This window comes from Synechococcus sp. R6-7 (genome assembly GCF_047461695.1).
Classification (GTDB): domain Bacteria; phylum Cyanobacteriota; class Cyanobacteriia; order Thermostichales; family Thermostichaceae; genus Thermostichus.
Genome location: NZ_JANSHS010000395.1, coordinates 1 through 2588, shown reverse-complemented (window position 1 = coordinate 2588; position 2588 = coordinate 1). Strand labels below are relative to the sequence as shown.

At 58.2% G+C, this 2588-nt stretch carries 1 protein-coding gene and 1 pseudogene; both read left to right on the top strand.

Annotated features, from left to right (window positions below; all coding sequences use genetic code 11):
* Positions 1 to 112: pseudogene (locus NW815_RS11445) on the top strand (IS630 family transposase); the annotation flags it as partial.
* 320 nt (positions 113 to 432) lie between these two features.
* On the top strand, positions 433 to 2588 hold a 2156-nt coding region (locus NW815_RS11440; protein ID WP_414416026.1), incomplete at its 3' end, for a hypothetical protein.

The window sequence follows — 2588 nt, the reverse complement described above, 5'->3', positions numbered from 1 at the left end:
TTCCAGAGCCGGGAAGTATGGGATGGAGCAGATAGCAGAGACCTCTTGACTACTCATCAATCCATTCTGCTTCCGAAGTTGGTTTGCTAGGTGTTGCTACTGTGCCCCTTGATTCCTTAACAGGCTGTACTGCTCCATCCCTATGCACGAAGAGGGATGCCGCCGCCCTAATTACTGGGAAGAGACTCCCAGATACTTTGTCCCTCTAATGTCCCTCTAGTAAGAGGTACTGCACCACGAAGCACTCAGTGCCGCCGCAGGCGAACAAGCTGGCGGAGTTCGCAGTTACTGTATCAAGAAGCCGTCATAAAGGGCGGGGCTTGTAACCCAGTTTTCTGGTCAATGTGGCGTTGGCATCTCTTTGTGCTTTATCCTGAGGGGCGATAAGCTAAAGTACAGCAACAACACAGTCCTAAACTGGGAACTTTATTGATGCCTCCGCGCTCCTCTTCCTCCCAGAGTGGCTCTACCCCATTCCCCTTTCTGGAGGGGCGGGGTGCTGCTGCCGACGGGGCTGAGTCGAGCTTACCGCTGGGACAGCGTTTGCTGCGGGCGGGTCTGATCTCCCAATCCCAGTTGGCTCAGGCTCTGCGAGAGCAACAGCAAAACCACCTCAAGTTGGGAAAAGTGTGTCTCGAGCGCGGCTGGCTCACTCTGGCTGATCTCTACCGCTTCCTGCCCAGCCAGTCCCTTTCTCTAGGAGAGATTTTGGTGGCGCTGGGCCATTTGGATTTCGAGCAATTGCGGGTTGCTCTGGCTCAACAGCGTCGCTATGGGCGGAAATTGGGGGAAATCCTCACCTGGAAAGGTTGGGTACAGCCCGCCATTTTGGATCGCGCCTTGGATGTCCAGGTGCAACTGCAGCGGATGGCTTCCCCCAATGCGTGGGAGGCGCTGCAGCCTTTTTTGGCCAGGGATCCCAAACCCGAGGTTCAGCTTACCCCCCAAAGAGCGGCAACTCCTGGCCGAGAAGCTCTGGCCCAGGATTTGGCTGTACCCGAAGAGGCCAAGATCCCTTGCGAGGGAACAATTCAGCCCTCGAGTCTCGAATCCGCAGTTGGGGGAGATTCCATCCCTGGAACATTAGCCGCGGCAGCCTCGGATCCCTTTGCCGATGAGCCTCAACCGGCCACCTTGGCTGACTACCGCAAGCAAGTGGAAGCCTTGCGGCTACAAATCGAGCTCCAGGAACAGGAATGGGATCGGATCCTGGCCAGCATGAACCAGCAGATTGCCGATTTTCAAAGCCAGTATCAGCAGCGCATTCAAAAACTGGAAGCCACCATTCGTCTCCAGCAGGCGGAGCTCCAGCACCAGGCTACGCTGCAGCAGGATTTGCGGGTTTGGCGGGAACAACTGCAAAGGCTGGAAACGGAGCTGGCTCTTGCCCGCGCTGCTGAGCAAAGGGCGCAGCGGCAGTTGCAAACCCAGCGAGATTGCTATCAGTCGGAATTGGAGCAGTTGCAAGAGCAAATCCAGATTCTGCAGAAACGCCAGTTGGACTCGGTGCCCAGCAGCGTTGTGGCTGACCTACGCGCCCAATTGGAGGCAGCGCTTCATCAAATCCAGCAGCTCCGATCGGAGCGGGATCAGTTGCAGGCCCAACTTGCCCAGCAAGCTGCAGAGTCAGAGGCTGCTCTATCCCGGCATCTGGATTCCTTCTGGCCAGAGCAGGTTGCCGCCTTGGAGCAACAGATTGCGGAGCTGAGGGCCGCTTTGCAGATGTGGCAAGAGCGCTACGCTCAGTTACAGCAAGAGCACGAGGCCCAAATGGCGCGGCTTTCCGGCTATGTTCCCCCAGAGCAGGTGGAAAGCTTACAGGTGCAGCTACAACAACTGCAAGCGGAAATAGCACAGCTGATGGCAGCCAACCGTGACTACGAAGCGCACCTTGCTCAACTGGAGGAGCAACTGCAGCAGAGCCAAGCCCTGATCCACCAGCTCAGGGCAGAACGGGCCGAGGCCGACCAGCGCATTGTCCAACTGGAGGGATCCCTGCAAGCCCGCCAAGAAGCCTTGGAGCAAGCTCAACAACAACTGAAAACCACGGGATCCCGCCTCAGCGCCCTTCAACAGCAGCAGGCCAACTTGACGGTGGAACTGCGAGATGCGCGAGAGCTGCTAGCGGCCTACCGACAGAGCCTGGAGTCCCTGCAAGAGAATCTCAAGATTGAGCAGAATCGCAACCGTCTGCTGCAGGTGAGTTACGAACAGCAAAAGCTGATCGCCGAGGCAGCGCAGGCTCAGTTGAGAGCAGCCAACTTCTCTGGCTCAACCGCCAAAGATGGGCCAGCACGCTTGCGTGAGCGAAACGCAGTCCTTACGGGGAGACCGGAGGAACCCGAGACCGACGCCGACACTCCTGAGGATACGCCGACGGATCCCTTGTTGGCAGAACTCACCCCATGGGCCAGGCATCTGTTCCAAAACTTGCAGGCAGCGGGCTTGCTGGATCGGCCCCAGATCCAAGACATCCTCAGCCGCTGGCAACAGTCGGGGGGCAAGCTGACCGCGGTCATTGGCGAGTGTACCGGCCTGAAGGCAACCACGGTCGCGGTAGCGGTGCGGTTCCCGGTAGGGTGCCGGAG